The organism is Neobittarella massiliensis (ex Bilen et al. 2018) (assembly GCF_014269355.1).
Lineage (GTDB): Bacteria > Bacillota > Clostridia > Oscillospirales > Ruminococcaceae > Neobittarella > Neobittarella massiliensis.
The window spans coordinates 100,034-125,037 of record NZ_JACOGI010000002.1; the positions used below are offsets into that span (position 1 = coordinate 100,034).

Below are 25,004 nucleotides of genomic sequence, written 5' to 3' on the forward strand. Positions count from 1 at the left end.
CGGGCCACGGGCTCACAGCTCAGTTTGCCCGCGGCGCACTGCCGCTATGCAGTTTTTAACAGCCGCTCCAGCAACCCTGCTATCTCACTGGGCAGATACTCCGGCCGAGCTGGATTTTTGATATCTTTGGCGTAGTGGGCGTCGGAGTTGGTGATGGTCTTGATATCCGGCGGCAACAGCCCCCGCTGCAAGAGGTCCGGCGCCTTGGCGATATCGGCCAACTCAGCGATGGTAAACCCCATGTCCGCGTCTAAAAAACCCAGGTTCGAAAGCACGCTGTTGGCACTCTTATCCACATGGGCCGGGTAGGCGATGCCGCCAAACCGGGCGGCCATGGGCACGGCATCGTAAATGGAGATGTCGCAGGCGTTGATGAGCAGTTTATCCAACTTCCCCACCACCTCGTCATCGGTGTTGCAGATATACTGGTGCCCGAAGATCTCCTCATCGTTTGCAATATCCGGCAGCTTTTCATATACCGCATCGCCGAAGGCCAGCGCCCCGGGCAGGCTGTCAAACAGGCACACCACATGCACCTCTTCACGGGTGCATAGCTCCATGCCCGGTATCACCGGCAGGTCGTAGAACCGCCCCGCCTCCAGGGCATAGGGGCAATTTTTAACGGTGTTGTGGTCGGTCAGGGCAATAAAATCCAGGCCGCCCAACTTGGCCAGTCCCACAATGGTAGCCGGGGTCATCTCATCGTCCCCGCAGGGGGATAGGCAGCTGTGCAGGTGCAGGTCGTATCGGGCCAGCCGGCCCGCCCCCATCACGCGCCTCCGGCGGCCAGTGCGGTCACCGCCATAGCGGTCTGGTATACCGGCAGCTCGGTGCAGTACACGTTGATGCCCTGCTGCTGCGCCTTGGTGCGGGCCTCCTCATCGAGCACGGCCCCTTCCGCCACCACGATACAGGCAACGTCAGCCAGCGCCGCCACCGCGATCGCATTTACGTTGCCCATCACCGTGATCCACAGATCCCCCTCCTGGGCCCGGCCCATCACCATGCTCAGCAGGTCGCAGCAGTAGATCCCGGTCACCTCTCTCTCCTGGCTACAGCACACCGGCTCAATGCCGGCGCAGTCCGCCAGATCGGCGGTCGAAAACAACACGTTATCCATTATCCCGCTCCTCCTTTCTAAACGGCAGCGGCACCAGGTCGCGCAGGTCGGTCTGGTCGCCGCCCAACAGTTCGATCTCGTCGCGCATGCGGAAGATACAGTCCCCCACCGCCGCCTTGCCGCGGACCACATCCTCGGCAAAGGCCCGACACGAGGGAGACCCGCACGAGCCGCAGTCCAGCCCCGGCAGGCTCGCCGCCAGCTGCTCGATGTCGTTTAACTTCTGCATAGCCACCGACAGATCGCTGTCCAGCGTCATTACCGGCTGGTACTCCAGCTTCTGGTCCCATTTAAAAAAGGCCGGTATGGGCGATGTCAGACGGTTGCAGCTCACCGGCAGGTACTTGCGCAGCCGCTGCAGCTTGGTCTTGGCCACGTAGGGGTTCTCTACCGTCAGCACCCCGCCCACGCAGCCGCCGCTGCAGGCGTTGAGCTCGATAAAGTCCAGCCGGTCAAATTTTTCGTCCTCCAGATCTTCTAACACCCGTATCGCGTTCTCGATGCCGTCGGCGGCCAGGTAGTTATCCAGCAGCAGCGCCGATCCCTCGCCCCCGCTGGAACCCCAGCTGATGCCGATGCGGCCGGTGTTGGTCAGCGGCTGGTTCTGCTCCTCGCTCATCTGTTCCAGCAGCAGCGGGTACACGTCTTTCAGGGCCAGCACGTAGTCGATCTGGCTGTGCTCGGCCCCAATGGGCGACTTGGCCGCCGTCACCTTGGCCGCACAGGGCGATATAAATGCCGTGCAGATCTCCTCGAGCGGTATACCGGTCTGCTCGCTGGCCTCTTTTTTAGCCAGTGCCGCCGCCACCTCTACCGGTGCGTGCAGCGGCAGCACGTGGTCGCACAGTTCGGGAAAACGAACCCGGATCAGCCGGGTAATGGCCGGGCAGGCGCTCGAGATCACCGGCCGCTTGATATCGCCGTATTTCATGATGCGTCGGGTGGCGTCGCTCACCAGCTCCGCCGCCCGCGACACCTCAAACACCCGGTCAAAGCCCATGCGCAGCAGGGCCGAGGCCACGATATCCATGTCCTCCAAGTTGTTGAACTGGGCAAAAAGCGCCGGCGGTGGCAGAGCGATCTTCAGTTTGTAAGGTGCCTGTAATACTGCCGTCACCGGGTCGTAAGTGGCCTGTTTGGCATGGTGGGGGCAAATGCGGATACACTCCCCACAGTCGATACACAGCTCTTTGATGATATACGCCTTGCCTTTGCGCACCCGTATGGCCTCGGTGGGGCAGCGCTTTATGCAGTTGATACAGCCTTTGCACTTGTCCGGGTCCAAAGTCACCGAATGGTAAAAGTCGGTCATGGCCGGGGTGCCTCCTCTCGCAGAATACTCATTCAAACAGTGCCTCTAAGCGGCTGGCAAAAGACCGGCAGTGAACAGTATCGCGCACCGCTGCCGCCAGCTGCCGCTGCAGCGCCTCACGGGGTTCGTCCAGTGTCGCAGCCAGCGCCCCCAGCGGGTCGGCGGTAGCTGCCGCGTCAGATAGCAGCTGCTGCAAGTCGGTGTCGTCGCAGCCCCAGCTGTCACATAGCCGGCTGCGGCTCGACAGCTGACACAGGCGGCTGAGCAGCTCGCTGGGCGCATCCAGCAGCGGCGGCAGCGATAGCAGCTTGTGCCGTGCTGCCACCGGCAACAGTGCCGCGGTGCGCCCTTCGGCGCGGGCGGTACACGCCCCCAGTGGGGCGCGGTCGTCTTCGCCTAGTCGCTGTGCCAGCTCGGCGGCTGTATGGCAGTAGACCGGCTGAAGTTGCTGCCGCAACGCCAGCGGTGCCAGCCCCCAAAACCAGGGGCCGGCCTCTTTTTGCAGGTATATCGGCAACTTTTCACGGTGCTGTGGCAGCGCCGCCTCCGGGGGCACTGGGTGTTCCAGCAGCGTCTGGCCATCCTGCTGCACCAGCCGGTAGCGCGCCGCCGGCGGCAGTGCAGCCAGTATGGCCGGTGAGCGGGTGGTGCACAGCAGCTGGCAGTGATTTTTGGCGCACAGTGCCTTGAGCGCGGTCACCAGCTTTTTCTGCTGGGGGACCGAGAGCCCCCACTCCAGCTGTTCTACACACACCATGCCGCCCCTGCCCACTGCGGCCACTGCCGCCAGCACCGCCTCAGCGCCCGGCACGCGGTCGCGGTCCAGGTAGTACACCGCCCGCTCGCTGCGGCGGGCGTAGTCGTTCCAGCGCTGGCAGGGTTCCCGGCGGCGGGTCTCCACCACATCGATCAGCGGCAGCCGCAGGGTATAGCGCAGTACGCAGCCCTTGATGTGGGCGTCATCGGCCGAAAAAGTAAAGAAGTCGCCAAAGGTGTAGTAGGGTTTTTGACGCCCCGGCGGGCAGCTGCGCCCGTGATAGGCGCAGGCCGCCACCGCCAGCAGCGCGCTGCCGCCGGCCCCCCGCTCGCCGCAAAAGGCGGCCATAGGATAGGTAAAGTGGGCGCACAGCGGCCCCAACTGCGCGATGCGCCCCCGGTCGAGTTCGATCTCCACCAGAGAATTTACCTTGCGGTCGCTGGCAAACCAACTGAAGTTCTGCCGGTCTATCTGGCTGTTGCGGTAGGCCATTTCTGTGCGCCTCCTCTCTGCGTGTATACCTTATTTAATAAAAGTGTCCGGGCGGTGGTGCCCGGCGCTTGCAGCGCGGCCCGCGATCAGGCGATGTTGACGCGCATATACACGGTGGTGCCAACGCCCAGCTCGGTCTCGATGCGGATGTCGTCGGTGTACTTTTTCATGTTGGGCAGGCCCATCCCGGCGCCAAAGCCCAGGTTGCGAACCTCCTCCGGGGCGGTAGAAAAGCCCTCGGTCATGGCCAGCGCCACGTCGGGTATGCCCGGGCCCTGGTCGGCCAGAGCAATGTCGATATAGGCGGTGGTGACCTCCACGTCGGCGGTGCCGCCGTGGGCATGTATCACCATGTTGATCTCCCCCTCGTACATGGCGATGGCCACCTTGCGGATACACCCCGGGTCGATGCCCAGGGTCTTGAGCTTTTTCTTCACGTCGCTGGAGGCCTCTCCCGCGCGGGTAAAATCGTCCCCCGGCACGTCGTAATGCAGTTTCACCAGTTCTCCCATACTATAACTCCCACCTTCTCTGGCTCGGCCCGCTGCGGGCGCGGCCAGTCAGTCGCCGCTCACGAGAGGCGCTCCCCCACACCGCCGCTCAGTCCGGCGGCGTACAGCTTGCCACAGGCGGTGAACATGCGCTCGTCGGTGCACAGCAGAGCGATCTCGCCGCGCCGTGCCAGAGCGGTGATGTTCTCGTCCGGGGTCTTGCCCCGCACGAACACGATACACACCATGTCCATCATTTCGGCGGTGCGCACCACCTGCGGGTTGACCAGGCCGGTGAGCAGCACCGACTGGTCCTTTACAAAGGCCAGCACATCGCTCATCATGTCGCTGCCGCAGGCGGTGTGCACCTCGCGGTCAGCCAGCTCCTCGCCGTAAATCCAGCGGGCGTCGAGTATCTGCTGTATGTCGTGGATCGTCAATTGGTATCCCTCCAGTCGGGGCCGGTGCGGCCCGGTATGCGCGCGGCCCCACCGCCGCAGTGGGGCGGTGAGGCAGCACAGAATATCTACTGATATGATAGCATTTTCTCCCGGGCGGGCGCAAACGTTTTTCCCCCTAAATGACAATATTTTAACAGGCAATACTACCAAAGAAAAAATGGGTTTATTGACGTAAACGTCGAACTTTTTGTTTATTTCCGCTTATTTCCAGTTTCACTTTACTTTGCGCGCGGCGCTTTGATATAATTCATATGTTAATTATAGTAGATAGAGAAGGTTGTTTTTACACCTGTATCTGTACAATCCGTTAGGAGGTCAAGTTTCATGGCTGGAAAAATCTCATCGGTGCCTTTCAGCGGCACCCAAGAGCAGGAGCAGAAACTGCTGGAGGTGATCGAGGCCCATAAGGACGTACAGGGCTCACTCATCTCGGTACTGCAGCAGGCACAAGATATCTACGGCTATCTGCCCATCGAGGTGCAGAAGATCATCGCCGATAAGATGGATGTGCCGCTGGAGGAGATCTACGGTGTGGTGAGTTTTTACTCCCAGTTCTCGCTCAATCCCAAAGGCAAATACAAAATCTCCGTCTGCCTGGGCACCGCCTGTTACGTAAAAGGCGCCGGCGACATTTTTGATAAGCTCAGTCAAAATCTGGGCATCGTGGGCGGCGAGTGCACCGCCGACGGCCGCTTCTCGCTCGAGGCCTGCCGCTGCATCGGCGCCTGTGGTCTGGCTCCGGTCATGACCATCAACGACGAGGTGTACGGCCGCCTGGTGGTCGACGATGTAGATCGTATTTTGGCCGAGTACCAGAACAAGTAGCAGCCATGCAGGAACTCTCACTGAACATCCTCGACATCGCCCAGAACTCCATCAAGGCCGGCGCCTCGCTGGTGCAGATCGAGATCGAGGAGGACCGGGCCAAAGACTTCATGCGCATCGCCGTCATAGACGACGGCTGCGGCATGGACGAGGAGACGCAGCGCCGGGTGACCGACCCGTTTTACACTACCCGCACCACCCGCAAGGTGGGGCTGGGGGTGCCGTTTTTCAAAATGCAAAGCGAGATGGCCGGCGGCCAGTTCTCCATCCGCTCGCGGGTGGGGCAAGGTACTTTCATCCAGGGCACTTTCGTGCGCAGTCACATCGACCGCATGCCCCTGGGTGACATGGCCGGCACCTACTGCAGTCTCGTCATGGTCAACGAGTCGACCGACTTTTTGTACACCCACACCGTTGACGGGCGCAGCTTTGCCGCCGACACCAGAGAGTTTAAACAGGTCTTGGAGGGGGTGCCCCTCGCAACGCCGCAGGTGCTGGAATTTATCAGAGAGTACATACAGGAACATCTTACAGAACTTTACGGAGGTGTCATAGAATAATGAAGAGCTTAGCGGAACTGCAGGCTATCAAAGACAAGATGAAAGGCAGCATCGGGCTGCGCGAAGAAGACAAAAACTGCAAGCGCATCGTCGTGGGCATGGCCACCTGCGGCATCGCCGCCGGCGCCCGCCCGGTACTCAATGCCTTTGCCAAAGAAGTGGCCGACCGCGACCTCACCCACCAGGTCATGGTCTCCCAGACGGGCTGTATCGGCATCTGCCAGTACGAGCCGGTCGTCGAAGTGTTCGTCCCCGGCGAGCCCAAGGTCACCTATGTGAAGATGACCGCTGAAAAGGCCGCCCGCGTGGTGGAGGAACACATCATTGGCGGCAACATCGTACACGAGTACACCATCGGCGCCAACGCAAAATAGTGAGGAGGAAGTAGATATGTTTCGTTCCCAAGTACTGATCTGCGGGGGTACCGGCTGTACGTCCTCGGGCAGCGACCAGCTCATCCACTCGTTCGAGTCCGAGCTCGCAAAAAACGACCTGCAAGACGAGGTCAAGATCGTCCGCACCGGCTGCTTTGGCCTGTGTGCGCTGGGCCCCATCGTCATCATCTACCCCGAGGGCTCTTTCTACAGCCGGGTCGAGGTGACCGACGTCCCCGAGATCGTGTCTGAGCACCTGCTTAAGGGCCGCCCGGTCGAGCGCCTGCTGTACGACGAGACGGTCACCGACAACGGCGTCATCTCCCTCAACGATACCAACTTCTATAAAAAACAGCACCGTGTGGCCCTGCGCAACTGCGGCGTCATCAACCCCGAGAACATCGACGAGTACATCGCCATGGACGGCTACAAGGCGCTGGGTATCTGCCTGACCGAAAAGACCCCGCAAGAGGTCATCGACATCATCAAGGCCTCCGGTCTGCGCGGCCGCGGCGGTGCGGGTTTCCCTACCGGCGTCAAGTGGCAGCTCACCGCCCAGAACCACGCCGACCAGAAATATGTGGCCTGCAACGCCGATGAGGGCGACCCGGGCGCGTTTATGGATCGCTCGGTGCTCGAGGGCGACCCCCACACCATCTTAGAGGCCATGGCCATTGCCGCCTATGCCACCGGCGCCAATCACGGTTTCATCTACGTGCGCGCCGAGTACCCCATCGCTGTCAAGCGCCTGCAGATCGCCATCAATCAGGCCCGCGAGTACGGCCTGCTGGGCAAAGATATCTTCGGCACCGGCTTTGACTTCGACATCGAGCTGCGGCTGGGCGCCGGCGCCTTTGTCTGCGGCGAGGAGACCGCGCTCATGCGCTCGGTCGAGGGCCAGCGCGGCGAGCCCCGCCCCCGCCCCCCGTTCCCGGCACAGAAGGGCATCTTCGAAAAACCCACCCTGCTCAACAACGTCGAGACCTACGCCAACATCACCCAGATCATCTTAAACGGCCCCGAGTGGTTCGCCTCTATGGGCACCGAGAAGTCTAAGGGCACCAAGGTGTTCGCCCTGGGCGGCAAGATCAACAATACCGGCCTGGTCGAGGTTCCCATGGGCACCACCCTGCGCGAGATCATCGAGGAGATCGGCGGCGGCATCCCCGGCGGCAAGAAGTTTAAAGCAGCCCAGACCGGCGGCCCCTCCGGCGGCTGTATCCCGGCTGAGCACTTCGATATCCCCATCGACTACGACAACCTCATCTCCATCGGCTCGATGATGGGCTCCGGCGGCATGATCGTCATGGACGAGGACACCTGCATGGTGGACATTGCCAAGTTCTTCTTAGAGTTCACCGTAGAAGAGTCCTGCGGTAAGTGCACCCCCTGCCGGGTGGGCACCAAGCGCCTGCTGGAGATGCTCACCAAGATCACCAAGGGCCAAGCCACTTTAGAGGATCTGGACAAGATCGAAGAGCTCTGCCACTACATAAAAGAGAACGCACTGTGCGGTCTGGGCCAGACGGCGCCCAACCCGGTGCTGGCCACCCTTCACTACTTCCGCGACGAGTACGTGGCCCACATCGTCGACAAGAAGTGCCCTGCCGGCGTGTGCAAGGCGCTGCTCACCTACTCGATCGACCCCGACAAGTGCAAAGGCTGCACCCTCTGCTCCAGAGTGTGCCCCGCCGGCGCCATTACCGGTACGGTCAAATTGCCCCATGAGATCGACCCGCACAAGTGCCTCAAGTGTGGCGCGTGCATCGAGAAGTGCAAATTCGGCGCGATCTCGATCCAGTAGAGAAGGAGTGTGCAAAACGTGGAAACTATCAACATGAAAATAAACGGCATGTCCGTCTCTGTCCCCAAAAACGCCACCATCCTCGAGGCGTGCCGTCTGTCGGGCATCCAGATTCCCACCCTGTGCTATTTAAAAGAGATCAACGAGATCGGCGCCTGCCGCATCTGCGTGGTCGAGGTCAAAGGTGCCCGCAGTCTGGTCGCCTCCTGCTGTGCCCCGGTCAACGAGGGGATGGAGGTGTTCACCAACACCCCCAAGGTTCTGGATTCCAGAAAAAAGACGCTGCAGCTGATCCTCTCCACCCACAACCGCAGCTGCCTGTCCTGCGTGCGCAGTGGCAACTGCGAGCTGCAGAAGCTGGCCAAAGACCTGAAGGTCGAGGACGAGGGCTACTACGACGGCGAGAACGAGCAGTACGAGATCGATAACTCCGCCGCCCACATGTACCGCGACAACTCCAAGTGCATCCTCTGCCGCCGCTGCGTAGCCGCTTGTTCCAAGCTGCAAAAAGTCGGCGTCATCGGCCCCAACGACCGCGGCTTTGCCTCCCACATCGGCTCGGCTTTCGACCTGGGTCTGGGCGACACCAGCTGTATCTCCTGCGGCCAGTGCATCGTGGCCTGCCCCACCGGCGCTATCGCCGAGAAAGATCAGACCGACGAGGTCTGGGCGGCTCTGGCCGATCCCGACAAATACGTGGTGGTCAACACCGCGCCGTCCATCCGCGCCACCCTGGGCGAGGCTTTCGGTATGCCCATCGGTACCAACGTGCAGGGCAAAATGGTCGCCGCTCTGCGCCGCCTGGGCTTTGACAAGGTGTTCGACACCGACTTCTCGGCCGATCTGACCATCATGGAAGAGGCCAACGAGTTCCTCGACCGGGTGCAAAACGGCGGTCAGCTGCCGCTGATCACCTCCTGCTCCCCCGGCTGGGTCAAGTTCTGCGAGCACTACTACCCCGACATGATCGGCAATCTCTCCTCCTGCAAGTCGCCGCAACAGATGTTTGGTGCCATCACCAAGACCTGGTACGCCGAGAAAGAGGGGATCGACCCCAAGAAGATCTTCGTGGTCAGCATCATGCCCTGCACCGCCAAGAAATTCGAGGTCGGCCGTGACGACCAGGCCGCAGCGGGCGTGCCCGATGTAGATGTGGCTCTCACCACCCGCGAGCTGGCCCGCATGATCGAGCGCGCCGGTCTCCAGTTCACCGATCTGCCCGACGAGGATTTCGACAATCCCCTGGGCGAGGCCACCGGTGCCGGCGTCATCTTCGGTGCTACCGGCGGCGTTATGGAGGCTGCCCTGCGCACCGCCGTCGAGACCCTCACCGGCGAAGAGCTGCAGAACGTCGAGTTCACCGAGGTGCGCGGCACTGCCGGCATCAAAGAGGCCACCTATCACGTGGCCGGTATGGATGTCAACGTGGCGGTCGCCTCCGGTACCCGCAACGCCGACGAGCTGCTCAAACGGGTCCAGTCCGGCGAGAAGCAGTACCACTTTATCGAGATCATGGGCTGCCCCGGCGGCTGTGTCAATGGCGGCGGCCAGCCGGTCCAGCACGCAGCGGTCCGCAACAACATAGATCTCAAAGGTCTGCGCGCAGCCGCCCTGTACGAGGCTGACCGCAACCTGCCGCTGCGCAAGTCGCACCAGAACCCGGTCATCAAAAAAGTCTACGAGGAGTACCTCGAGAAACCTGGCAGCCACAAGGCCCACAGCATCCTGCACACCAGCTATGTAAAGCGCGGCCTGTAAAGAGGTCTTTACCTCCTACATGCACAATTTAAAACAGGGCTCTGTCTATCTGTAGGCAGAGCCCTGTTTTTTTGCGCGCCCGCTAAACGGCAGTTGTGCATCTCTGCCAATCAAATGTCGAAAAATGGTCATATATAAAGAAAATCAGCTATTTACTAGAGAGGGCCCGGTAATTTTGGTATAATAGGGACATTCTAGGAACTGATTCTGTGCAAAAGACCATATGGCGTTCTTTTGTATGTGGCGCCGTCAGAAAGGGGCTGTTTTCGGATGGGCAAGGTACGACGTGTGGCAACTGGGATGCTGTTGTTGCTGTGGTGTCTGCTCATCGCCGCCCAACAGCCGGTGTGGGCGCTCGAGCCGCAGGACCCGCTGTTTCCCGATGCCGGCGACGTATTTCGCCAGCTGCTTTTTATGGGCGACTGCGACGCCGTGTGGCGGCAGCTGCAGAGCGATGAGCTCGCCGCCCCCATCACCGATATTCCCAGCTACAGCCAGCAGATATTGCAGGTATCCAGGCCGCTGATGGACCGCCGCTACGACGGTCAGGGCGATGTGCTGGTCCCCCGTGAGCAGCCGCTCTACGCGCTGTTTTTGGTCGGCAACGATGCCCGCGGCGGGCCGAGCGGATTCGTGCTCTATTTTACCGTCGATGCCGGCGGCAGGCCCAAGACCAAAAAAATACAGCCGGTCAAAGCGCCCTCCACAGCGGAGCGGGAGTTCTGCTGGGAGCAGGCCGGTTACGGCGGTGACGTCTGGCTGCTACCCTACCGCGATCAGGTGGCGGTCAGCGCGGTCAATGGGCAGGGGGAGCGCCGTTACTTTTTATTCTCCGAAGATAACGGTACTGGTCCGCTGGATCTCGAGCAGTTCAATGCCCGTTTAAGGGCCTACTACCACCCCCAGCAGGATCGACACACCGCCCCCGGTTGGCTGGGGCTGGTATTGGTACTGTTCGCCATACTGGCCGCCGCGCTTGCGGGTCACCTGTGGTACCGCCGCCGTGCCCGGCATAACTGACAGCTTGTACCCGCACTGCGGGTGCCGGGCTATGTGAACAGTTTTTTCGTGACAAATTTAGCGGGGCTGCTTCTGGCAGCCCCGCTAAAATAACACTATAATAGAAAATAGACGCTGTGCGGCTGTTGCACCTGCAAGACTTGCCCGCACAGACAGCCTGATTAGCCACCCGGCCCAGTACCCGCTATGCATAAAAATGCAGCGTGGTGATGGGGGCGTTCAGATCAGCCCTTTGTCTGGTGCTGCCCGTCAAGGGCAAAATGCCGCTCTACTCGGGCCAGCGTACCCGCTACAGTGCTGCTCTCATCCCGCTCCAGCCAAAACATCTCGCTCCTTTTTACGGTATCATAAAAGGGCTGGGTGGTGTAAATAAGCGCCTTGCTGCAATTTTCAAACGCTTTTTGTGGGTCCGGCAGCCCCATGATGCAATCGCAGATATCCCGGTGGTCTGGCCGGGCGTAGTAGTCTCTGGCCACCCGCTGGGGCGACGCGATCAAAAATACCATGTGCTGCCGGTCGGTGATCCGTCTGGCCGTTTCCAGCGACAGGTGCAAATCGGCGATCACCGGCTGCTCTCTCGACAACTCGATCAGGTCGATCAGCGCCATCTGAAGCTGCTCGTCGACGCTCTGCTGCAACCACGCGCTGTACGCCCAGTAAGGGCGGCAGAAATACGCCTCCCAGCTGTCAAAAGTCTGGGTCATGGCGGGCTGGTGGACACAGTCGGCGATTTTTTGGTGCTGTGCAAAGCGGGCGTCCATATCGTATAGGGTAAAACCATGTTTTTGGGCCAATGCCCGTGCGATGGTCGTCTTTCCACCACAGGCGGTCCCGCCCACAAAAAAGACGTTTGTCAGGTGTGCTCGCAGGATATTATCTGCTATATTCATATGTTCTCTCCTTATGGAAATGACAAGGCAAACAGCGCCCAGGTAAACCTGAGCACGCGTTGGGTAAAATTTGCTTTAGCGGGTGCGCCTACACGTCCATAAGATCCCAAACACAGATGTACCTCCTAGTATGCAGCAAATTCTATCACCCGGTGTATTCCGGTGAAGTCAAGTCCAGTATAACATACGTAGGTCCCGCATACAACGGGAACCCGAAAAGCGGCCATACACTGCTTATCCATCCAAATGACAAAAAACGCTCAGCCCTACCCCCAGCCGTTTGCGCTGGAGCCCGGCCCAGCAGTAAAAAAAGGAGAACCACTATGCAGCGACTGATCATCGATACCGATACCGCCTCCGACGACGCCGTCGGCCTTATCATGGCCCTGCGTGAACCCGCCGTCAAGGTCGAGCTCATCACCGTGGTGGCCGGCAACGTGGCGCTGGAGCAGGCGACCATCAATGCCCGCCGCTCGGTACAGGAGGCCGGCACCTATCGCCCCCCTGTTGTCAAGGGCGTATCTAAGCCCATGTTCCGCGACCTCATTACCGGTGAAAAAGTACACGGCGAAGACGGGATGGGCGATATGTTCCTGCCCGAGCCGGAGGTGCCGGTGCAGCCCGGCCACGCCGTAGATGCCATTTTGCGCTGCATCGAGCAGGACCCCTCCGACCTGGAACTCATCGCGCTGGGCCCGCTCACCAATGTGGCCCTGTGCATCCTGCAGGCGCCCCAGACCATGAAAAAGCTCAAGCGCATCACCGTCATGGGCGGCGCCAAACCGCACTCATCCGCCTGGCACCCCATGGCCGAGTACAACATCTATATCGATGCCGAGGCGGCCTCCATCGTCTTGAATAGCGGCATCCCCATCCAGATCGTGCAGCTGGATGTCTGTCTTAACGAGTGCGCTTTCCGCGCCGAGGACATCGACCGCTTTAATCGGGGCGGGCCGGTGGCCCAGTTCTGTATGCGCTGTAACGACTCGCTGCGGGTGTTTTACGAAAAGACCTGGGGCCGCAGTGTCATTACCCTGCCCGACCCCACCGCCGTGGCGGCCGCCATCCACCCCGCCTGTATCGCCGAGAGCTTTCCGGCCTATGTCTTTATCGAGACGAAAAGCCCGCAAAACTATGGCCAGATGATCGTCGATACCACCCATGCACCCAAAGAGCAGTATAACGCCGTCATCTGTGAGCGCCTGGACGAGAAGGCTTTTAAAGACTACCTGTACAACCTCTGCCAGTGACCGGCAGCCAAAATTGACAATAAAAAGCGGTGAGCAGACCCGGGCATTGGGGTGGCTCACCGCTTTTATACATCACCTTTTACGGGTCGGGGATGCCCACCGTGCCCGCCCCGGTGTTCCCCGCCCGGTCGGTCACCGAGAAGGGGCGCATCCCGTCATAAATAGAAAAATACACCGTATTCGTTGCGGTATCTGTTAGGATGGGCGCCACCCGGCTGCCATCCGGCCCGGTGATAAAAGCGCTCGACAAGTCTGCCCCGGCGCCTTCATCACCCAGTACCACCGCCAACCGTTCACCTTCGTCGCGCACCTCTATAATGTGAGGCGCCTGGCGGTCTACGCGGTCAATAAGCAGTTCGCAACGGGCGCGGTCGCCGCCAGCCCCCTGTGCCACCAGTACCCACCTGCCGTTTTCGGTGACCACGCCGCTGTACTTGCCGTCGGCGTGAGCGGTAAATTCTATGTGCCGGCCAGCGCTGTTTTCCGCCCACACAACCTGGGTGGACCCGCCCGCCCAAGCACGCACCAGCTGTCCGTCGCGGGCAAAATTGGTGTCCAGCACCACATTTTCAAAGCGGGGCCGCAGTGCGGTGCCCGCCACGAGACCAGTCACTGCGCACAGAACTACGGCCCCGGTGGCGAGTGCCGCGCGTCTGGCGGCATTCTTTCCCGGCACCAGCCGCCCGGGGCCCCATACTCGTGCCAACACCAGCCCGGCGGGAACAAAAGCCGGCAGTTTTGGCCGCAACAACTTGGCCAGCTGCTTTTTCCCCCGCCGCAAACAGCGGTGTACCGTGCTCAGCGATACACCGGTCAAAGTGGCGATCTCCTCCAACTTGCGCTCCTGCAGATAGCGCAATACCACGATCTGTCTTTCCATAGGGGAGAGCTGCAACAGCGCCTGTTGTAGCTCGTCCATCATTTCCCGGCGACTTGCCAGCTCCTCAGGCATCGCAGTTACGTCCTCGTCCGGCCGCTGGGGAAAAGAGTCGCTGCACGGCAGTTCCACCGATCGGCGGCTCTGCGTGCGCCGGTAGTTCTGGCACACCAAAAAGGTGGTCCGGTTCAGGTAGGCCACCACCGCTTGCGGGTTTTTAAGCTGTGCTATATTTTTGTGCAGCGTCAAATACACCTCCTGCAGTGCATCCTCCGCCAGCTGATGGTCGCCCAGCAGGGCCAGCGCCTGATAGTACTGAGCGTCACAGGTGGCGTGATATAGGGCGGAAAATGCCCCCTGCTCCTGTCTCTGGGCGCGCTCCACCAGTAAAGCCAGCTGCCGGTGCGTAAATTGCTGCATCCTATGTGCTCCTCTTTGGTCCTGCTTTGTGCCGCGGGTAGATAGGCGTCGTTTCTACAAGTATACCATGACCGTCCAGAGCGTGTATACGCCGACCTCAAAAAGAAAAACGTCTGCTGATTTTTTTGACAGAATGTGACATGTTGGCCGCACTGCCGCACACATAAAGTATATAGGCGGTGAGCAGCTCCGTGTGGGGACGGCTGCCAGCACCGCCCACAAGGAGGAAACGATATATGATGGGAAAAAGATATAGGCGATATCGGCGGCGCCCGCTGCGCCGCCTGCTCCCCTTTTTAATGCTGGCGGCGCTGTGCCTCTGTATGTTTCCGGCCGCAGCCCAAGACGACAGCAGCGACTTCGTAGGCAGCTTTGACCTGCAGGAGATCTTTCAGGGCAACCCGTTAGCTATCGACGAGAACAACCTTTTGCTCTGTGATCCTGTGAACAACCGCGATAAGTGGTATGTGCCTAGCTGGAACTCAGGAGCCTGGGAGCAGAGTACATCTGTCAACAGCAAGCGAAAAGTATCTATGGAATCCAGCTGGCAGCTGGTGGTAGACTACACGATGGATAATCGGTCGTCGGTCATCAATTCACGGGCAGATATCTACTTGAGAGGCAGTAAAGGCATGATAACGATACAGGTGGGTTATACCGATGACATCGGTCCCTGGATGTTTATACGCCACTGGAACGGGAGTCTGTTTGATGTAACTTATGCCAGTCGACAGCTCAATGCATCCAACGTGAGCCAGACTAAACCGCTCGTCCTCACTTTTGACGCCGCCACAGGAAGGCTCACATTGCAGTATGGGCAAGATGGAGCTCTGCAGATCTCCACTACTGTTGCAGCGTGCCCCTACCTGCAGACCGATACCGCTACGGTCAGCATTGCTGGCGTTACCAGTTGGTATAAGGCGTACCCTGCACCTACCGGAAAGATTAGTGCGAAGTTCAATAATATCCGCTATACCAAATACACCCCCAAGTTCGTCGAGACCACGGTACTCAACAGCGCCGGTCAGCCCATGACTGACGACGAGAAAAAGCAGGTACACGACGGAGATATCATCACCATTCAGGCCGAGGTCAAGAACACCTTTGCCGATGGTGATCCGGTACCAGTACACCTCAAGCTGTCCGACAATGAAGACCTGGCCACTACCGGGCTCGATTTTGATGACACCGGCTGGGAAAACGAGACCCAGCGCGTCACTGTCGATAGCGTGGAGGTAGCGGATGTCAATATCACCGGGCCCGGCATTCCCTTATCCTGTAAGCCCGGCGGTACGCTGGTCACCTATCGGGCAAAAGTGGTAAATTCTGATAATGGGGCCGTAACTGTCGGGCAAATGATTGAGGACGATTTTTTCCTCTCTAAGCAATATTCGGGCACTGAACTGGTTCCTGCCCAACCCCTAGTGCCCTACGACCCCGATAAGACTGATCAGAGCACCCCCGGCAGAGATTACCACTATAGCCGTTTGCCCGCCGCCAATGCAAATGGTTGGAATAACACCCCGGTAGAGCTCTCCTTTTACCCCGGTGATTTTGACCGTTTTGTCGTGCAGGAGCAGCGTGGCGATCAGCTGGTACTAGACAGCGGTAACACCCGCCATCAGTACACCGACGAGCAGGTCACCTGCCCGGTCGAGATGTGGGCCGAGAGCTTGAGTAGCGGAAGTATTTCAGTTAAAAAGACAGACGATATCCGTATTGACCGCACCGCGCCAAAGCTGTCAGCTAGCGGCAACACCATTACTTTGACCGATAATCTCTCCGGTGTCTGGAAGTTGCAGAAAAAACAGTCCAACGGCAGCTTTGCCGATCTTGAGACCTTTGCATTGAGCGCAGACGGTATCGGTGCCGCCAGCCAAAACTACACCATTCTTCAAAATGGGGTATACCGGGTAGTGGATACCGCCGGTAACGCCGGTGCGGCCACTGCACTGTCTCCCTACGGGCCGCCCGTTGTCACCCGACCCGATCCCAGTGACGGCAGTGATCCGATTGGTCCGGTACTGGATACTGACCAGACGCTGCCCGGCCCCACTGTAACGACCGATGCCGACACCGGCCTTAATCACGGAGCCATCACCGAAAATATCTTCGAGTACATCGATGAGCAAACACCGCTCTACGGCGGGCGGTTCACCGCCGCCCACGCCCAGACGCTGATGGATTACCGCTACAGCGTCACCACCGATCTGCCCGGCGGTCTCACCACCAGCTTGGCGGTGATAAAAGACGGCGTCGACGTCACTGCACAGGGTATAGATACCACGCGCCCGGGCAGTTTTACTATCCGCTATGTCGCCACCGACCCCCAGGGCAACACGACCACCATCCTGCTCACCGATACGCTGGTCGACCGCCGAAAACCGCCGGTGGTAGTCTACCCGGACGAAAAAAATCCCCCGGTGGGCCCGCCCATCGACCCCAATAAAACGCTGCCCGATCCGGTAGTCACCACCGACCCCGATACCGGCTACCGGCACGCGCTCATCACCGACGAGGTGACCGAGACCATTACCCGTGCGCCGGTACTGTACGGTGGGCGCATAGACCGCCAAACGGCGCAGGCGCTGCTCACCGGGCGCTTCGACATCCGCTCGGCTCAGCCCGACGGGGCACTCTCTCCATTGGGGTTGCAGATACTCGCCGCCGATGGCAGAGATATCACCGCCCTGGGCATCGATACCACCGTGCCCGGCGACTATCTGCTGCGCTACACTGTCGCAGACAGTCAGGGCAATCGCACCACGGTAGAGCTCACCTATCACCTGGCCAAAAACCCCAACGACCCCACCGGGCAGATCACCCACACAGTGGACCCATTTGACGGAACAGAAAGCGGTGCGGGGCAAAACGGCTCTTCGGTCGATACCGGCCTCGGCGGTCACGGTGCGGCGGCAGATTGTCAGCTGCACTGGCTGGCCCTGCTCGCGGCGGCAGCGACCATGGGCTATACGCTGCTGCGCCGCCGGCGCACCAGCTGGCTGCCCGATATTCTGTTCTTTGGCGCCTTGGCCGGGCTGTGTGCGGTGCTGTGGCCGCTGTCCCACTGCCCGCTCGACCACAGCAGCCTGCTGGCCTATGCCGGTGCGCTGCTGGTATGCTGGGCAGCCCGTCTGCGAGCGCTGACGGCACCGGCAAAAAGCCCCGAGAACAAGTAAAAAAGCGAGGAGCCGCGGCTCCTCGCTTTTTTCTATCTGTACACGGCGGCCACGCCTCTAAAACCCATCCAGATGTGCCCGCTGCATAGCTCCAAAAATGCGGTCGCGAAAACCGTGATCCCGGTGCTCCATATCCCGCACATACTGCTTGGTCTTCTCCCGGTTGGTGTGTCCGTCCACCGGGCATTTGCTCTTTACAATGGGCAGCCCCAACCGTCTGGCCGCCGACGAGATCTCTCCCTCGCTGGCCAGCACCAGCGGCCTGATCACCGTCATATCTTTGCGCGAGAGGTAGGTCACCGGCTGAAAGCAGCCCAGCCGCCCCTCTGAAAACAGGTTCATAAAAAAGGTCTCCACCGCGTCGTCTTTGTGGTGGCCCAGCGCCAGCTTGTTGCAGCCGTTGGCCTTGGCCGCGTCGTGCAGGCTGCCCCGCCGCATGCGCGCGCACAGGCTGCAGGGGTTCTTCTCCTGGCGCATGTCAAAAACGATGGGCCCGATCTCGGTGGGCTTTACCACGTAGGGGACCTCTAGCGTATCACACATTTTCCCAATGGCCGAAAAATCGGTGCGCACATTCTCGTGCCCCATATCGATAGAGATGGCCACCAGCTCGTAATCGATGCCGATAAACCGCCGCAGCAGCGCCAAGCTCTGCAGCAGTATCAGCGAGTCTTTGCCCCCCGACACGCCGACGGCGATCCGGTCGCCGTCGGCGATCATGTCGTACATCTGTATCGCCTTGCGGCTCAGTCCCAAAATGCGCTGCATCGCAGTCTCCCCTCCTGTTGTGTGGCGCCGGTGCCCGATTCGCCACTCTTTTAAACCGGCTCCTATTATACCGGTTGCGCGCGCAAAACGCCAGCGCCCAGTCCCCGCAAAACAAAAATAGAGAGCGAGTAAATGAGGTGTAAAAACGAGCAAAACAGAGAAAACGGGAGTTCTTCTCTGGGTATATTAAAATTTCAAGCAAAAGTGTTGACAAGCCGTGGGCCCGGCACTATAATAAATATTGCGCATCGGCCCGGGTGCCGGTGTGTGCCACCTTTATTACTATGATTATCAGGGGGAACTGAAATGTCAACTACTATGCCCAAAGCAGCAGATATCAACCGCAAATGGTATATCCTCGACGCTGCTGACAAACCGCTGGGCCGTGTCGCTGCCACCGCTGCGCACCTGCTCAACGGCAAGCACAAGGTCACCTATGCGCCCCACGCTGACTGCGGCGACCATGTCATCATCATCAACTGCGACAAGGCTATCCTCACCGGCAACAAGCTGGATAACAAATTCTACCGCCACCACACCGGCTGGATCGGCGGCCTGAAAGAGGTCAACTACCGCACATTTATGAAGTCGAATGCCGACAAGGCCATGATGCTGGCGGTCAAAGGTATGCTGCCCGATACCGTCATCGGCCGCAACTCCCTCACCCGCCTGCGGGTATACAAGGGTTCCGAGCACAAACACCAGTCTCAGAAACCCGAAGTCTACAACGGTTAATTAGGAGGTATTCATAAATGTACGATAAGACCCCTTACTACTACGGGACCGGCAGAAGAAAGAACTCCGTCGCCAGAGTGCGCGTTTACACCGGCACCGGTAAAGTCACCATCAACGGCCGCGATATCGACGACTACTTTGGTCTCGAGACCTTAAAGGTCATCGTCAAACAGCCTCTGGCACTCACCGGGACCGAGGGCAAGTTCGACATCGTCTGCACCGTCACCGGCGGCGGCGTGTCCGGCCAGGCCGGCGCTATCCGCCACGGTCTGTCCAGAGCTCTGCTGCAGCACGATCCCGAGCTGCGCGGCGACCTGAAAAAAGCTGGTTTCCTCACCCGCGACCCCAGAATGAAAGAGCGCAAAAAGTACGGCCTCAAAGCCGCCCGTCGCGCTCCCCAGTTCTCCAAGCGCTAAATTTTACGCCCAAAAGACCCCGGAGCTCTTGCTCCGGGGTCTTTTTTCTGGTCATGCTCCAACCACTCAACAGGGCCTGCAGATGCCCGATCACCGGCAGCGCACGACCTGCTGTGCCATCATCTGCCGGTATAGGTCCTGGGCGCGCTGTCGGTCCCGGGCGGTAAACTGGGGCCACACGCCAAATTGGGCCGCGTTGTAGCCCGAGGATATACAGGCCGTCACCGCCGCCCCGGCCGGCCCCAACCCGGCTGCCCAGCCGTACATGGCCGCCGCCGTAGAGCAGTTGCCGCAGCCCGAGGGATCGACCGAGGGACCTGCCGGGTCCACCGCGGGGCAAAACCACACCTCATCGGCAGTAATGCCGTAGGCGCCTCGCTTGCCCACCCGGTAAAAGATAAACGATACCGGCAGCTGCTGTAAACGGGTGATGATCTCCTCCTCGCGCCGGCGGGGAATATCAAAGATGCGGGCCGCCTCCAGGCTGTTGAGCGAAAACATATCCACCTGCTGCAGATCGCGCAGTAGATCCAACCGCGCGGGCATCCGGTCGGCGCCCAACTCCCACATCAGCTGAAAATCGCTCTTTTGGCGCATGGTGTGCAGCTCTTTAAAAAATGGGTCGCCGGGGTACATGTACAGGTACACCCCGCTCGTCTCCGGCCCAATGGCCGACAGCATCAGGTCGGCAGTCAGGTCAAATTGGCGGATGTGTGCCTCCCCCTGCAGCGGCACCCACTTATAGCTGCCGTCGGCGCGGTGCCCGATCAGGCACCGCGAGGTCTCACCGGGCAGCACGCCCACGGTGCTGCCCTCAATGCCGTTGCGGCCGAGCCAGTCGCCGTAGCCCTCCTGCCAATCTTCGCCGGCATGGCAGACCATAGCGCAGTCGTCGGTCCACAGGCGAATACCCTCCAGCCCAAATATGGCGGGCCCGCCCAGGTGAAAAGGCCCCCTGGTGCCGTCGGCAAACTCCACCACGTCCGACATGATGTTCCCACAAGATAAGTATCTGGCCATACTGTGGCACCTCCTGGCACGCCCGGTCCAGTCATGAGCGCGGCTGTCTGTCACCGACAGCTGCCGGGCGGCTATATTTAGTCGATGTATACGATCTCGCTGGTCTTGATCTTGTTCATGTCCTCCTCGGCAAACAGCGGCCCGGTACCGTATCCGCCATCGCTCACAAAAAAGCCCAGATCACGCATGCGCGCAATGTGAAAGCCCAGCAGCGTAAAGGGGATAAAGTTCATCAGCGGCTTAAATTCCAGCACGGTGGTGTCCGGCAGCTGGCACACCGTCACCCCGGCGGGGAACTGGTCGGGCGCACACTCGGTCACCACCAGTACGCGGCGGTCGCTCTTCACCATACCGCCAATGGTCTCGATGGTACGGCTCAGCGACTCATTGCCCTTTGATGCCGCCACACAGGTGCCGAGCAGCGCCCGGTCGCGCATAAAAAAGTTGATGTGGTTCCAGTCCTCGCTGTCGCTGTACATGTTGATCGAACCGGCATACTCAAAAAATTTGGCGGCGCCAAAGTAGGCGGCGGCAATGTCCACCCCGGTCCCTACAAAGTCGTAACCGATCGTGTCCGCCCAGCTGAGTGCCAGCTCATACATCTGGGTGTCGATATCGTCGAGCACCGGAACAAAGCTCTCGGCGTACCGCACCAGCTCTGTGCGCAGCTCTCTCTCCCGCTCAGGGGTGATCACCCCGCGTACCACCCCGCCGTAAAGGGCCACCAGGTACAGGTTGACCATGGCGTTGACATAGGTGAACGACTGGGTGCTGTAGTGGTAGTCATATACTTTTTCGCCTGTCTCGGCCAATACGAATTTTGCGTCTTTGGCGATCAGCGAGTCGGCGCTGGCCGTCACGGCAAAGGTGCTGCACCCCTTTTTGCTGCAGCGGCGCATGGCCTCGGCTACCCGGGCGCCGGTACCCGAGGCGCTGGTCACGAATACCAGCGTCTGGCTCAGGTCCTCATCGCTGTTAAAGTAAAAGTGTCGGCCCACGTCGATGCAGCGCTCGGCCACCACATCCGACATGTGCAGCATCTTCTCAAAGAAGATGCGCAGCGCCAGCGATGCGCAGTAGGAGTCGCCGTTGCCGGTCAGTATCACCCGGCGGGCGTTTTTCATCACCTCTGCGGGGATGAGCTGGGCCAGTTTTTCGTAGGTGTAATCCTCCTCTACGATCTTTTTCACAAATGCGGGCAGGCGGATAAAATCCTTTACTTCGGCCAGATCGCGCTGATACATAGTGTTCCTCCTTAAAAGTCTGTAGTGTGCGGGTTGACATCATCATTTTCCTACTGTATGATAAATTTGTCAATATAAATACGCAAATTAAAGTTAAAAGCGATAAATTTTTTATTTTTTGATCACTATAGAAAGAGGCCGTGCCATGGATTACCGCGAGCGCATCCAGCTCAACCACACCAGATTTACCAAAAACGACCGGCAGATCGCCGATTTTATCGACCACAACCCCCAAGCGGTGGAGGAACTCACCATCTCCCGCGTCGCTCAGCTGGCCGGTGCCTCTATCTCGGCGGTGCAGCGCTTTTGCAAAAAGCTGGGCTACAGCGGTTACAGCGAGTTCCGCTTCGATCTCATCAAAACGGCCCACACGCAAAAGCCGCACGAGCAGCTGTCGCTGCTGTCCGAGCAGACCAGCCAGTACGCCGCCGGGGTGCGTGCTCTGTCCCAAATACCACCGCAACAGATCATCGATCTGATCGGCTGCATCCAAAAGGCGCCGTTTATCAAGTGTCTGGGCTCGCTGGCCTCCTCCCTGCCGGCCATGAAGTTCTATTACGACTTTACCGCTCTGGGCAAACGGGTACTGCCGCTCACCGGCTCGCTGGCTCCCTGGGTCGACGCCTCTCTCAGCGGCGACGACCTCATTATCGTCTTTAGTACCACCGGCGAGCTGGCCGGCCCCGGCATGGCCGACTTTATCGATGCCGCTCAAAAACTGGGCTGCGAGATCGTGCTGGTCACCTGCAACAGGCGGTCAAAGCTGGCCCAGTACGCCACCCGCCTCTTTTTATTGCCCACCCTCAAAATGGCCGACCAGCTCACGCTGGAATCCCAGTCGCTGATGATGATGATGGTCTCGATCTGGGCCAACTACGCCAAGCAGTACCTGTAGCTGCTGGCTGTCGTCCCGGTGGCTTCTCCCCCGTCGGAGCTGCGACCGGCCGCAAAAATAGCCCGGGCCGTATGGCCCGGGCTATTTTTGCGCACCGGCTGCCGTCGCGAACGGTTGACACCGTTTGCGCAGTTTTTTATTTGGGTACTGGTATAGTGATGGCTGGACAGGCACCGCGGCTTTTATCCGTGCATATATTTTAGGTATTGCCATAAAATATTACAAAACGGTTACAAATTTGCGGTACAACAAGAAGGGAGACCTATGCATACAGATCGATCATCCAGGTTGCACGACCTCTTTACCGACAGCCGGGTGCTGGTCTGCGCCAGCATGCTCATGGCCGTACTGGTGGTGGGCAGCCATACCGCGCAGCGGTCCCAGGTCGTATATATCAGCGAGGAAGGCGGCAGCCGGGCGGTACTGAGCAGCCAGCAGCCCGGCGCCTACCACCAAAATAAACAGCTGCTCGAGCGGCAGGGGATCACCCTTAGGGAAAAAGATAACCTGCAGGTCACCCGCAAGAGCGGCTGCGCACAGCTGCTCATCCAGCGGGCCATCCAGATCCCCATCACCTGCGACGGCAGCCAGCTCACCGCCACGCTGGAGGCCGGCACCACTGCCCGCCAGGCGCTGGCCGCTTGCGGTATCACACTGGGCGGGCAGGATATGCTCTCGCTGCCGCTGGATACTGTGCTGCATCAGGGCGATAGCCTGCAGCTGCGGCGGGTCGAGGAGCGCCAGCAGGTCGAGACCACGGTGCTGCCCGCTCCGGTACAAAATGTCTATACCTCGGTGTTGCCCCAGGGTCAGGTCCTGGTGCGGCAATACGGCAGTGACGGCGCCCAGCAAACGGTCACCGATATCCGCTATGTCGACGGGCAAGAGACGCAGCGCACCACCGGCACGCCCCAGCTGCTGTATCAGCCCACCCCACAGATACAGCTGGTAGGCCAGCCCGGCGCCGCCGTGTCCGAGCTGGATTTTGACGATCTGCAGCTGGATGAAAACGGCGTGCCCCGCAACTACAGCCGCGTGCAGCGGGGGGCCAAGACTACCGGCTACAGCGTGCGGCCGGGTCAGGGGACCGCCTCCGGCCGCGCCCCTGTGCCCGGTATCGTAGCTGTCGACCCGCGCAAGATCCCTTATGGTACCCGCATGTACATCCGCTCGGCCGACGGCCAATTCGTCTACGGCTGCGCCATAGCCGGTGAGACCGGTACCGCCATGACCGAGGGCTGGGTCGATCTGGATCTGCTCTACGGCAGCTATCAAGAGAGCTGCTACCACGGTGTGCGCGCAGTGGATATCTATTTCCTCGATTGAGAAGTATCCCTGTCTACCGGCCGAAAATACCGCTGTAAAGGTGTTTTACAAATAAGGTCCCTGTAAGATCCTGAGCGGCGTAGGATATCTCGCTATACCATCCAAAAATATCATCTATACAGTGCCTGCACAGCAAGTTGCAGGCCTGCCCTTGAGCTACAGGTTTGGTGCTGGGGCCACCTGTACCTGGGCGCCAAAAAGGGATCACGCGCCAAAAAGGCGTGGGGAGAACGCGTTCTCCCCACGCCTTTTTCCGGCTGCGCTGCGGGTGCGGCACCACCTAACGGTGCGCCTGTCAGCTGGCTGACTGCTGCTGCGCCAGGTGCCCGCCCTGAATGGTGATGATGCGGTCGGTCTCGTCGGCTATCTCCATGTTGTGGGTAATGAGCACGATGGTCTTCCCCTGCCGGTGCAGCCGGTGCAAGATCTCCATCACCACCTCCCCCGACTGGGGGTCCAGGTTGCCGGTGGGCTCGTCGGCCAGTATGATCGAGGGCGACGAGGCGATCGCCCGGGCGATCGCCACCCGCTGCTGCTGCCCGCCCGAGAGCTGGCTGGGCCGGTGCGCCGCCCGGTCCGACAGCCCCACCTGCTCCAGCGCCCACAGCGCCCGCTGGTGCCGCTGCTCCTTGGGCATGCGCTGGTAAGTCAGGGGCAGCTCCACGTTCTCCACCGCGTCCAGGGTGGGGATCAGGTTAAAGCTCTGAAAGATAAAGCCGATCTTGTCCCCTCGCAGATGCGACAGCTGGCCGTCGCGCAGCAGGGCCACGTCTTGGCCCTCCAAATAGTAGTGGCCGCTGGTGGGCACATCCAAACAGCCCAAGATGTTCATTAAAGTAGACTTTCCTGATCCAGAGCTGCCCACGATCGAGACGAACTCTCCCTCGTCCACATACAGGCTCACCCGGTCCAGTGCGCGCACCTCCTGCGGCCCGAATGGGTAGATCTTACTGACGTTTTCCACACAGATCAAATGGGGCATACTGTCACCGCCTTTTCGCATGATGACG

The 25,004-nt window shown here is 59.9% G+C and carries 24 protein-coding genes; 12 read left to right on the plus strand and 12 right to left on the minus strand.

The window, feature by feature from the left end:
* Nucleotides 1–44 precede the first annotated feature (44 nt).
* The 6 genes from H8K20_RS09570 to H8K20_RS09595 form a co-directional block, all read right to left on the minus strand.
* Complete coding sequence (locus H8K20_RS09570; RefSeq protein WP_105205901.1) at nt 45–770, minus strand: PHP domain-containing protein; 726 nt, start codon at nt 768–770, stop codon at nt 45–47.
* A complete protein-coding gene (locus H8K20_RS09575; RefSeq protein ID WP_243206434.1) occupies nt 770–1,120 on the minus strand; it encodes a hypothetical protein in 351 nt (116 codons plus the stop codon). The genes H8K20_RS09570 and H8K20_RS09575 overlap by 1 nt, the downstream gene beginning before the upstream one ends.
* Nucleotides 1,113–2,432 (minus strand): [Fe-Fe] hydrogenase large subunit C-terminal domain-containing protein, encoded by a 1,320-nt coding sequence (locus tag H8K20_RS09580; protein ID WP_154866576.1) that lies wholly within the window; start codon nt 2,430–2,432, stop codon nt 1,113–1,115. The genes H8K20_RS09575 and H8K20_RS09580 overlap by 8 nt, the downstream gene beginning before the upstream one ends.
* A 28-nt stretch (nt 2,433–2,460) precedes the next feature.
* Nucleotides 2,461–3,681: a hypothetical protein gene (locus H8K20_RS09585; protein ID WP_186488284.1), complete on the minus strand. Its 1,221-nt coding sequence runs from the start codon at nt 3,679–3,681 to the stop codon at nt 2,461–2,463.
* 86 nt (nt 3,682–3,767) lie between these two features.
* The gene (locus H8K20_RS09590; protein ID WP_105205904.1) at nt 3,768–4,193 is read right to left on the minus strand and encodes an ATP-binding protein; all 426 of its coding nucleotides are present in this window, start codon (nt 4,191–4,193) and stop codon (nt 3,768–3,770) included.
* 59 nt (nt 4,194–4,252) lie between these two features.
* Nucleotides 4,253–4,612 carry a DRTGG domain-containing protein gene (locus H8K20_RS09595; protein WP_105205905.1) on the minus strand — a complete coding sequence of 120 codons (360 nt, stop codon included), beginning with the start codon at nt 4,610–4,612 and terminating at the stop codon, nt 4,253–4,255.
* A gap of 345 nt (nt 4,613–4,957) precedes the next feature.
* Here H8K20_RS09595 and H8K20_RS09600 point away from each other — a divergent pair, with 345 nt between their 5' ends.
* The 6 genes from H8K20_RS09600 (at nt 4,958) to H8K20_RS09625 (ending at nt 10,974) form a co-directional block, all read left to right on the plus strand.
* Nucleotides 4,958–5,458, plus strand: a complete 501-nt coding sequence (locus H8K20_RS09600) for an NADH-quinone oxidoreductase subunit NuoE family protein (RefSeq protein WP_105205906.1) — start codon at nt 4,958–4,960, stop codon at nt 5,456–5,458.
* A 5-nt stretch (nt 5,459–5,463) separates the two neighbouring features.
* Nucleotides 5,464–6,018 carry an ATP-binding protein gene (locus tag H8K20_RS09605; protein WP_154866579.1) on the plus strand — a complete coding sequence of 185 codons (555 nt, stop codon included), beginning with the start codon at nt 5,464–5,466 and terminating at the stop codon, nt 6,016–6,018.
* A complete protein-coding gene (locus tag H8K20_RS09610) occupies nt 6,018–6,392 on the plus strand; it encodes a (2Fe-2S) ferredoxin domain-containing protein (protein WP_105205908.1) in 375 nt (124 codons plus the stop codon). The genes H8K20_RS09605 and H8K20_RS09610 overlap by 1 nt, the downstream gene beginning before the upstream one ends.
* A 16-nt stretch (nt 6,393–6,408) precedes the next feature.
* Nucleotides 6,409–8,196, plus strand: coding sequence for an NADH-quinone oxidoreductase subunit NuoF (gene nuoF / locus H8K20_RS09615; protein ID WP_186488285.1), 1,788 nt, complete (start codon nt 6,409–6,411; stop codon nt 8,194–8,196).
* Nucleotides 8,197–8,214: 18 nt separating this feature from the next.
* Nucleotides 8,215–9,954 carry an NADH-dependent [FeFe] hydrogenase, group A6 gene (locus H8K20_RS09620; RefSeq protein ID WP_186488286.1) on the plus strand — a complete coding sequence of 580 codons (1,740 nt, stop codon included), beginning with the start codon at nt 8,215–8,217 and terminating at the stop codon, nt 9,952–9,954.
* A 270-nt stretch (nt 9,955–10,224) separates the two neighbouring features.
* Nucleotides 10,225–10,974, plus strand: coding sequence for a hypothetical protein (locus tag H8K20_RS09625; protein ID WP_186488287.1), 750 nt, complete (start codon nt 10,225–10,227; stop codon nt 10,972–10,974).
* Nucleotides 10,975–11,198: 224 nt separating this feature from the next.
* On the opposite strand, the gene H8K20_RS09630 is transcribed toward H8K20_RS09625, so the two are convergent.
* Nucleotides 11,199–11,864 (minus strand): AAA family ATPase, encoded by a 666-nt coding sequence (locus H8K20_RS09630; protein WP_105205912.1) that lies wholly within the window; start codon nt 11,862–11,864, stop codon nt 11,199–11,201.
* Between the two features lie 323 nt (nt 11,865–12,187).
* Here H8K20_RS09630 and H8K20_RS09635 point away from each other — a divergent pair, with 323 nt between their 5' ends.
* The gene (locus tag H8K20_RS09635; protein ID WP_186488288.1) at nt 12,188–13,114 is read left to right on the plus strand and encodes a nucleoside hydrolase; all 927 of its coding nucleotides are present in this window, start codon (nt 12,188–12,190) and stop codon (nt 13,112–13,114) included.
* A gap of 79 nt (nt 13,115–13,193) precedes the next feature.
* Here the strand turns inward: H8K20_RS09635 and H8K20_RS09640 are convergent, their stop codons facing one another.
* Nucleotides 13,194–14,411, minus strand: a complete 1,218-nt coding sequence (locus tag H8K20_RS09640) for an RNA polymerase sigma factor (protein WP_186488289.1) — start codon at nt 14,409–14,411, stop codon at nt 13,194–13,196.
* Nucleotides 14,412–14,647: 236 nt separating this feature from the next.
* Between H8K20_RS09640 and H8K20_RS09645 the strand changes: the two genes are divergently transcribed.
* Nucleotides 14,648–17,590 (plus strand): DUF5011/hyalin repeat domain-containing protein, encoded by a 2,943-nt coding sequence (locus H8K20_RS09645; RefSeq protein WP_186488290.1) that lies wholly within the window; start codon nt 14,648–14,650, stop codon nt 17,588–17,590.
* Between the two features lie 57 nt (nt 17,591–17,647).
* Here the strand turns inward: H8K20_RS09645 and H8K20_RS09650 are convergent, their stop codons facing one another.
* Nucleotides 17,648–18,358, minus strand: a complete 711-nt coding sequence (locus H8K20_RS09650) for a tRNA 2-thiocytidine biosynthesis TtcA family protein (protein ID WP_186488291.1) — start codon at nt 18,356–18,358, stop codon at nt 17,648–17,650.
* 306 nt (nt 18,359–18,664) lie between these two features.
* On the opposite strand from H8K20_RS09650, the gene rplM reads away from it, so the two are divergent.
* Together rplM and rpsI are read left to right on the plus strand one after the other, a co-directional pair.
* The gene (gene rplM, locus H8K20_RS09655) at nt 18,665–19,093 is read left to right on the plus strand and encodes a 50S ribosomal protein L13 (RefSeq protein WP_105204997.1); all 429 of its coding nucleotides are present in this window, start codon (nt 18,665–18,667) and stop codon (nt 19,091–19,093) included.
* Nucleotides 19,094–19,110: 17 nt separating this feature from the next.
* Nucleotides 19,111–19,509, plus strand: a complete 399-nt coding sequence (gene rpsI / locus H8K20_RS09660; RefSeq protein ID WP_105204998.1) for a 30S ribosomal protein S9 — start codon at nt 19,111–19,113, stop codon at nt 19,507–19,509.
* A gap of 90 nt (nt 19,510–19,599) precedes the next feature.
* Here the strand turns inward: rpsI and H8K20_RS09665 are convergent, their stop codons facing one another.
* Nucleotides 19,600–20,529 carry a PfkB family carbohydrate kinase gene (locus H8K20_RS09665; protein ID WP_186488292.1) on the minus strand — a complete coding sequence of 310 codons (930 nt, stop codon included), beginning with the start codon at nt 20,527–20,529 and terminating at the stop codon, nt 19,600–19,602.
* Between the two features lie 77 nt (nt 20,530–20,606).
* Entirely contained in the window at nt 20,607–21,773 is a 1,167-nt protein-coding gene (locus H8K20_RS09670; RefSeq protein WP_105205007.1) for an SIS domain-containing protein, read from the minus strand.
* A gap of 145 nt (nt 21,774–21,918) precedes the next feature.
* Here H8K20_RS09670 and H8K20_RS09675 point away from each other — a divergent pair, with 145 nt between their 5' ends.
* Both H8K20_RS09675 and H8K20_RS09680 read left to right on the plus strand, forming a co-directional pair.
* A complete protein-coding gene (locus H8K20_RS09675; protein WP_186488293.1) occupies nt 21,919–22,668 on the plus strand; it encodes a MurR/RpiR family transcriptional regulator in 750 nt (249 codons plus the stop codon).
* Nucleotides 22,669–22,932: 264 nt separating this feature from the next.
* Nucleotides 22,933–23,994, plus strand: a complete 1,062-nt coding sequence (locus H8K20_RS09680) for a 3D domain-containing protein (RefSeq protein WP_186488294.1) — start codon at nt 22,933–22,935, stop codon at nt 23,992–23,994.
* 295 nt (nt 23,995–24,289) lie between these two features.
* On the opposite strand, the gene H8K20_RS09685 is transcribed toward H8K20_RS09680, so the two are convergent.
* Nucleotides 24,290–24,976: an ABC transporter ATP-binding protein gene (locus H8K20_RS09685; protein WP_186488295.1), complete on the minus strand. Its 687-nt coding sequence runs from the start codon at nt 24,974–24,976 to the stop codon at nt 24,290–24,292.
* Nucleotides 24,977–25,004 lie beyond the last annotated feature (28 nt).

Bases quoted from the DNA above. Each gene is read 5' to 3' on its own strand.
- H8K20_RS09665 (WP_186488292.1), bottom strand. From the start codon at position 20,529: ATGGCCAGATACTTATCTTGTGGGAACATCATGTCGGACGTGGTGGAG.
- H8K20_RS09610 (WP_105205908.1), top strand. From the start codon at position 6,018: ATGAAGAGCTTAGCGGAACTGCAGGCTATCAAAGACAAGATGAAAGGC.
- H8K20_RS09630 (WP_105205912.1), bottom strand. From the start codon at position 11,864: ATGAATATAGCAGATAATATCCTGCGAGCACACCTGACAAACGTCTTT.
- H8K20_RS09680 (WP_186488294.1), top strand. From the start codon at position 22,933: ATGCATACAGATCGATCATCCAGGTTGCACGACCTCTTTACCGACAGC.
- H8K20_RS09635 (WP_186488288.1), top strand. From the start codon at position 12,188: ATGCAGCGACTGATCATCGATACCGATACCGCCTCCGACGACGCCGTC.
- H8K20_RS09580 (WP_154866576.1), bottom strand. From the start codon at position 2,432: ATGACCGACTTTTACCATTCGGTGACTTTGGACCCGGACAAGTGCAAA.
- H8K20_RS09685 (WP_186488295.1), bottom strand. From the start codon at position 24,976: ATGCCCCATTTGATCTGTGTGGAAAACGTCAGTAAGATCTACCCATTC.
- H8K20_RS09670 (WP_105205007.1), bottom strand. From the start codon at position 21,773: ATGTATCAGCGCGATCTGGCCGAAGTAAAGGATTTTATCCGCCTGCCC.
- rpsI (WP_105204998.1), top strand. From the start codon at position 19,111: ATGTACGATAAGACCCCTTACTACTACGGGACCGGCAGAAGAAAGAAC.
- rplM (WP_105204997.1), top strand. From the start codon at position 18,665: ATGTCAACTACTATGCCCAAAGCAGCAGATATCAACCGCAAATGGTAT.
- H8K20_RS09575 (WP_243206434.1), bottom strand. From the start codon at position 1,120: ATGGATAACGTGTTGTTTTCGACCGCCGATCTGGCGGACTGCGCCGGC.
- H8K20_RS09625 (WP_186488287.1), top strand. From the start codon at position 10,225: ATGGGCAAGGTACGACGTGTGGCAACTGGGATGCTGTTGTTGCTGTGG.
- H8K20_RS09645 (WP_186488290.1), top strand. From the start codon at position 14,648: ATGATGGGAAAAAGATATAGGCGATATCGGCGGCGCCCGCTGCGCCGC.
- H8K20_RS09590 (WP_105205904.1), bottom strand. From the start codon at position 4,193: ATGGGAGAACTGGTGAAACTGCATTACGACGTGCCGGGGGACGATTTT.
- H8K20_RS09585 (WP_186488284.1), bottom strand. From the start codon at position 3,681: ATGGCCTACCGCAACAGCCAGATAGACCGGCAGAACTTCAGTTGGTTT.
- H8K20_RS09640 (WP_186488289.1), bottom strand. From the start codon at position 14,411: ATGCAGCAATTTACGCACCGGCAGCTGGCTTTACTGGTGGAGCGCGCC.
- H8K20_RS09600 (WP_105205906.1), top strand. From the start codon at position 4,958: ATGGCTGGAAAAATCTCATCGGTGCCTTTCAGCGGCACCCAAGAGCAG.
- H8K20_RS09675 (WP_186488293.1), top strand. From the start codon at position 21,919: ATGGATTACCGCGAGCGCATCCAGCTCAACCACACCAGATTTACCAAA.
- H8K20_RS09570 (WP_105205901.1), bottom strand. From the start codon at position 770: ATGGGGGCGGGCCGGCTGGCCCGATACGACCTGCACCTGCACAGCTGC.
- nuoF (WP_186488285.1), top strand. From the start codon at position 6,409: ATGTTTCGTTCCCAAGTACTGATCTGCGGGGGTACCGGCTGTACGTCC.
- H8K20_RS09650 (WP_186488291.1), bottom strand. From the start codon at position 18,358: ATGCAGCGCATTTTGGGACTGAGCCGCAAGGCGATACAGATGTACGAC.
- H8K20_RS09605 (WP_154866579.1), top strand. From the start codon at position 5,464: ATGCAGGAACTCTCACTGAACATCCTCGACATCGCCCAGAACTCCATC.